This window comes from Hyphomonas sp., from assembly GCF_040882205.1.
In the GTDB taxonomy this organism is placed as follows: Bacteria; Pseudomonadota; Alphaproteobacteria; order Caulobacterales; family Hyphomonadaceae; genus Hyphomonas.
Genome location: NZ_JBBEBT010000358.1, coordinates 3,744 through 9,923, shown reverse-complemented (window position 1 = coordinate 9,923; position 6,180 = coordinate 3,744). Strand labels below are relative to the sequence as shown.

Genomic DNA, 6,180 nt, shown 5'->3' with positions numbered 1-6,180 from the left:
CATGCGCCACACGCGCTCGCCCTCGGCGAGGCCGGCCCTGGTCAATTCAGCGGCGAGCTCGTCGCTGTCGGTGAACATGCCGGCATGGTGGTGGCCGAGCGAGACGACGATGGCGCCGGTGAGGGTGGCGAGATCAACGATAGCGCGCGGCTTGAAATGCTCCTGCGCGTACCAGAGTACGTCGCACAGCACGAGCCGGCCTTCGGCGTCGGTGTTCTGCACCTCGATGGTCTGGCCAGAGGCAGAGTGGAGAATGTCGCCCGGGCGGATGGCATTGCCGTCCGGCATGTTTTCCACGAGGCCGATCAGGCCGACGACGTTCACTTTCGCCTTGCGCTGGGCGAGCGCGCGCATCGTGCCGGTCACAGCTGCTGCCCCGCCCATGTCGCCGCGCATGTTCTCCATGTTCGGGCCGGGTTTCAGCGAGATACCGCCGGTGTCGAAGCAGACGCCCTTGCCGACGAGGATGACCGGATCATCACCCGGCTTGCCGCCGTTCCAGCGGATGATTCCGAGCTGGCTTTCCTTCACCGAGCCCTGACCGACGCCGAGCAGCGCGCCCATGCCGAGCTTCGCCATCTGTTTTTCACCGAGGATTTCGACCTCGAGGCCAAGGGGGCTCAGTTCCCTGACCTTAGCGGCGAAGGATTCCGGGTAGAGGTCGTTTGGCGGCAGGTTCACCAGGTCGCGCGCCAGATAGGTGCCATCGGTGGCTGCATCGATCGGTCCGAACGCGGTCTTGGCGGCCTTCGGATCGGCCGTCAGCACGGTCAGGCCGGAGAGGCTCGGCTTCTGGTCAGGCTTCAGTTTGGTGAAATACGTATCAAAACGATAGGCAGCCAGCTTGGCGCCCGCAGCAACGCGGGCCGCTGATTCGGCATCTTCAGCCGTGATCGAAGCCGACTTGAAGCCGCTGGAGCCGACAGCCTTGAACAGATTGGCGCCTATATTCTCGAGCGCGCGGGCATCGCGCTTCTTTGGCTTGCCGCCGCCGAGCAGCACAACGCGGCGTGCGTCGGAGCCCTTCGGCAACACCACGACCGCCTGCTGGCCGGTCTTTCCATCAAAGCGGCCGCCTTCCATGGCTTCCGAGAGCAGACCGCCGCTGGCCTTATCGAGCGCGGCTGCGGCTGTCGGCAGTCGGCCGTCCTCGTCGATGATGAAGGCAGCGATATCTGCCTTGGCGCTTTCTGCGAATGTAATCTTCATGTGTGGAAACTCCGTTTGTAACGGAAACTAAGCATCGACGCGCCAAGCGCAACTCGTTAGCAAGGGAAATGACAGCCCTTACCCACCTGTTTTAACAAGATAGAGCGTCGCACCCCGCCAAAGATGACGAAAATCCAGGCCCATCTGTTCCGCCAGATCCTGCAGGCGGTGGTAATCATCGTAGGGGGACTCGTGATGATGGCCCTCCTGGCGCAGGGACTGTCGCGCACCGACCTGATCCTCGAAAACCGCCAGTCGGCGTTGACCTACTTCTACATCGTGATGCTCGGCTCGCCGCAGATAATCGCGCTCTTGACCCCTCTCGCGATCTTCGTCGGCACGGTCTGGTCGCTGAACCGGATCCATAAAGATTCCGAAATCGTGGTGGCCCAGGCCGCCGGGATGACGCGCTGGCAGGTTGCATCCCCCGTGCTTCGGCTCGCAGTGATGTGCCTCGTCCTGCATCTCGGAGTGAACCTCTGGGGCCAACCCGCCTCGCAGCGCGCCATGCGCGAAGCCGTCGCCGTCGCGCGCGCAGACCTCGCCGCCGCGTTGATCCGCCCCGGCCAGTTCACCACCAACGGGGAACGCCTTACCTTCTATGCGCGCGACCAGATCGCCGGCGAGCTGCGCGGCGTGATGATCTCGGACATGACCGATCCGGATTTTCCGACAGACATTCTCGCCCGATCCGCCTCACTGGTCTCGGTCGATGGCAAGCCCACCCTGCTCCTGCGTGACGCGCTCAGCCAGCAATTGGATACCAACCAGCAACTGTCGATCCTCGAGTTCGACCAGTACATGTTCGATCTCACGGACTTCATGAAGGAAGACGCAGAGCTGATCCTGAAGGCCTCGGACAAGTTCCTGCACGAGCTGATCTTCGTGGACCGGAAAGACTACTTCCAGAACAAGGAAACTGATGACTTCCTGTCGGAAGCGAACGCGCGGCTGACGACACCGCTCCTGAATGTCGTGATGGCGCTGCTGGCCATCGTTGCCGTGCTGGGCGGGGATTTCAACCGGCAGGGCTATGGCCGCCGGATCGCAATCGCATCAGCCTCAGCCACCACCTTGCTCGTCATACAGCTGGCGCTGCAATCGGCAGCCGCTGAAGACCCGGCCATGAACATCGCCCAGTGGACCATTCCGGTCCTTCTCATCGTCATCCTGTCCTGGATCTATTTTGGCCGCGGACGGCATATCGGCAAACGCCCGCCGCCCACCACGGGGCTGCTGATCCCGCGGCTGGAGCCAGGAGCCTGATGCACCTGATGTCGCGCATCCAGACATATATATTGAAGGAGTGCCTCTCCGGCCTCGCGCTGGTGCTTGGCCTGCTGGTGCTGGCGATCCTGATGATCGACGTCGTGGAGCAGCTGCGAACGGTCGGCGGTGATGTCAGCCTCAGCCTCCTCAGCGCCCTGCGCCTGTCGCTTATGAAGCTGCCGCTGCTGATCGAGCAGACGCTGCCTTTCGCGCTGCTGGCAGCCTGCATGCTGGCTTTTACGCGCCTCAACCGGCGCTCTGAACTCTCCATAATCCGCGCCAGCGGCCTCTCTGCCTGGCGCTTCCTCACGCCCGTGATCGTACTGGCCTCCGGCGTGGGCCTTGTCTCGTCACTGATCCTCAATCCCTTCGCTGCCCGCCTTACCCAGTCGTTTGAGTATGAGCGCTCACGCCTGATTCAGATCGGACAGGAAACACTCGCTGTTGCAGATACAGGCATCTGGCTGCGCCAGGGAGACGATACAAGCCAGATCGTGATCCACGCCCGCCGGGTCGAGGATTCCGGGCGCACGCTGCTCGATGTGAAGCTGATCGAGGAACAGCGCCTGTATGAAGGTCGCCGGCCGACCAGCGACTTTGCCTTTGTGCGGCGCATCGATGCCGAACGGGCCGTTCTCAACGACGGCTTCTGGCAGCTCGAGAATCTTGTCGAAAACCTGCCGAACCTTCCGGCAAAACGCCGCAATACGCTCGCAATCCCGACTTCGCTGAATGCCGCAACCCTGCTCGACAAGTTCGCCTCGCCAAACTCGATCGGCTTCTGGGACCTGCCCGGCTTCATCCACGAGACCCGCGCCGCCGGCCTTGATGCCTCACGCTATACGATGCGCTGGTATGTGCTGACCGCCACACCGGTCCTCTTCGTCGCGATGGCCCTGATCGGGGCCCTTGCCTGCCTCAGATTGCAGCGCCTCGGCGCCACATCGCGGCTCTTGGCCACCGGTGTCCTCGCCGCCGTGGGGCTGTATTTCCTCACCCAGTTCTCGGCCAGTCTCGGAGCCACAGGTGCGGTGCCGCCTCCAGTTGCGGCCTGGTCACCGCCTCTGTTTTTCCTCTTCGTCAGCCTCGCCTTCATCGCCTATCGCGAAGACGGCTAACGCGGTTGCGGCCTTGACAAGCCCTCCCTGTCCGAACCATCTCTGCCGCCCTCAAAGAGGGTAATCGCATGAAACTTGTCGTCGTAGAGTCGCCAGCCAAGGCCAAAACGATCAACAAGTACCTGGGGAAGGACTATAAAGTCCTCGCCTCCTACGGGCATATCCGCGACCTTCCCTCCAAGAATGGCTCGGTCGATCCGGACAATGATTTCGAGATGGTGTGGGAAGCCGATTCCAAGTCAGCCAAGCGCATTTCGGACATCGCCAACGCCCTGAAAGATGCCGATACGCTTATCCTCGCAACTGACCCTGACCGCGAAGGCGAGGCCATTTCCTGGCACATCGTCGAGGCCCTGAGGAAGCGCCGTGCGCTGAAGAAGGACACAGTCATCGAGCGCGTGGTATTCAACGCGATCACCAAGACTGCCGTCACCACGGCGATGGAAAACCCCCGCCAGATCGACGGCGAACTGGTAGACGCCTACCTCGCCCGCCGGGCGCTCGACTATCTTGTCGGCTTCAACCTCTCGCCCATCCTCTGGCGCAAGCTGCCGGGTTCGCGCTCGGCCGGGCGCGTCCAGTCGGTCGCACTGCGCATCGTCTGCGACCGCGAGAACGAAATCGAACTCTTTCGCCCGCAGGAATACTGGAACATCGCCGCTGACCTGCGCGCGCCGGATGGCACAGCCTTCGAGACACGCTTGCACGCTCTCGACGGCGAGACACTGAAGAAATTCACCCTCGGCAACAAAGGCGACGCCGACCGCGCGCTCGAGATCGTTAAGGTCGGCGGTTACTCCGTCGCCAGCGTCGAGGCCAAGCCCGTCAAACGCAACCCGCCACCGCCCTTCATCACCTCCACGCTGCAGCAGGAAGCCAGCCGCAAGCTCGGGTTCAACGCCAAGCGCACAATGCAGGCCGCGCAGAAACTCTACGAAGAAGGCCGCATCACCTACATGCGGACCGACGGCGTGAACATGGCCGAGGAGGCTTACACGGCCGCCCGCGCGATGATCCAATCGAACTACGGCGCGCGCTACCTCCCGGAAAACACGCGGCGTTATTCCTCCAAAGCGAAGAACGCGCAGGAGGCCCACGAGGCTGTGCGCCCGACCGATTTCCACCTTCGCCCCGAAAAATATCAAGGTGACGGCGACCTGAAGAAACTCTACACCCTGATCTGGCGCCGAGCGGTGGCATCCCAGATGGAAGCGGCGCAGTTCGAGCGCACCACGATAGACCTTACGTCGAAAGACAAGCGCGCCACACTGCGCGCTACCGGACAGGTCGTCGTATTCGACGGCTACATCAAGCTCTACACCGAAGGCCATGACGCCGGTGACGACGATGACGAAGCCGAAGGCCGCTTGCCGAAGATGGCCGAAGGTCAACATGCCGACCTTCTGAAGGCCGGCGCCAACCAGTCCTTTACCCAGCCGCCCCCGCGCTATACCGAAGCCTCGCTGGTGAAACGCCTTGAGGAACTCGGCATCGGCCGCCCGTCCACCTACGCCTCCACCATGTCGACGCTGGAAGACCGCGGATATGTCCGCGTAGAGGGCAAGGCGCTGGTGCCGGAAGATAAAGGCCGCCTCGTCACCGCATTCCTCGAGAACTTCTTCGCGCGCTATGTGGAATATGATTTCACCGCGGGCCTTGAAGAGAAGCTCGACGTCATCTCCGACGGCAAGCTCGACTGGAAAGCATTCCTTCGGGATTTCTGGACACAGTTCGCGGTGGACATCGACGGCACCAAGGACCTGCGTGTAACGCATGTGCTCGACGCGCTGAACGAAACACTCGGCGCCTATGTGTTCCCGCGCACCGACACCGAAGGCAACGCTATCGCGGTTCCGCGTCAGTGCCCGCTCTGCAAGGAGGGCGAACTGTCGATGAAGCTCGGCAAGTTCGGCGCCTTCGTCGGCTGCTCGCGCCATCCCGAGTGCAAATACACGCGCCAGTTCTCCGCCGAAGGCGGCGAAGGCGCGATCAATCCCGACGGCAATGAAATCGGCATCCACCCCGAGAAGGGCGAGATGATCCTTCTGAAATCCGGTCGCTTCGGCCCCTATGTCGAGATGGCCAACGGCGAGAAGCCGAAACGCGCCAGCCTCGCCAAGGCTGACAGCCCGGACACGTTGACGCTGTCGCGCGCGGTCGAACTGCTCAGCCTGCCGCGAGAAATTGGTCCGCACCCGGAAGATGGCGAGATGATCCTCGCCAACTTCGGCCGATTCGGGCCTTACGTTCAGCATGGTAAGACCTATGCAAACCTGAAGGACCCGGCGGACGTCTTCTCCATCGGTATCAACCGCGCGGTAGACATGATCGCCGAGAAACGCGCCAAAGCCGCCGCCGGCGGCGGACGCGGCGGCGTGGCCGCGCTGAAATCCCTCGGCGAACACCCCGACGGCGGCCCGGTCGAAGTCTTCGCCGGCAAGTACGGGCCCTACGTGAAATGGGGCAAGGTCAACGCTACGCTGGCGAAAGAGATGGCGCCTGAAACGGTCACGCTGGAAGCCGCCCTTAAACTGGTGAATGCCAAGGCGGGAAGTGGCAGCAAGAAGAAAGCTGCGCCGAAGAA

The 6,180-nt window shown here is 62.4% G+C and carries 4 protein-coding genes; 3 read left to right on the top strand and 1 reads right to left on the bottom strand.

The annotated features are described in order from the left end of the window. The coding region (locus tag WEA77_RS15595; RefSeq protein ID WP_368068789.1) for a leucyl aminopeptidase at nt 1-1,209 on the bottom strand (1,209 nt) is incomplete at its 3' end. A gap of 123 nt (nt 1,210-1,332) precedes the next feature. Between WEA77_RS15595 and WEA77_RS15590 the strand changes: the two genes are divergently transcribed. From WEA77_RS15590 to topA, 3 genes are all read left to right on the top strand, one after another. Continuing rightward, on the top strand, nt 1,333-2,475 hold the full coding sequence (locus WEA77_RS15590; protein WP_368068788.1) for an LptF/LptG family permease: 1,143 nt from the start codon (nt 1,333-1,335) through the stop codon (nt 2,473-2,475). Continuing rightward, nucleotides 2,475-3,596: an LptF/LptG family permease gene (locus tag WEA77_RS15585; RefSeq protein ID WP_368068787.1), complete on the top strand. Its 1,122-nt coding sequence runs from the start codon at nt 2,475-2,477 to the stop codon at nt 3,594-3,596. The genes WEA77_RS15590 and WEA77_RS15585 overlap by 1 nt, the downstream gene beginning before the upstream one ends. Nucleotides 3,597-3,664: 68 nt before the next feature. Continuing rightward, on the top strand, nt 3,665-6,180 hold a 2,516-nt coding region (gene topA / locus WEA77_RS15580), incomplete at its 3' end, for a type I DNA topoisomerase (RefSeq protein WP_368068786.1).

Coding starts and splice junctions, on each gene's coding strand:
- WEA77_RS15585 (WP_368068787.1), top strand. CDS start 2,475: ATGCACCTGATGTCGCGCATCCAGACATATATATTGAAGGAGTGCCTC.
- WEA77_RS15590 (WP_368068788.1), top strand. CDS start 1,333: ATGACGAAAATCCAGGCCCATCTGTTCCGCCAGATCCTGCAGGCGGTG.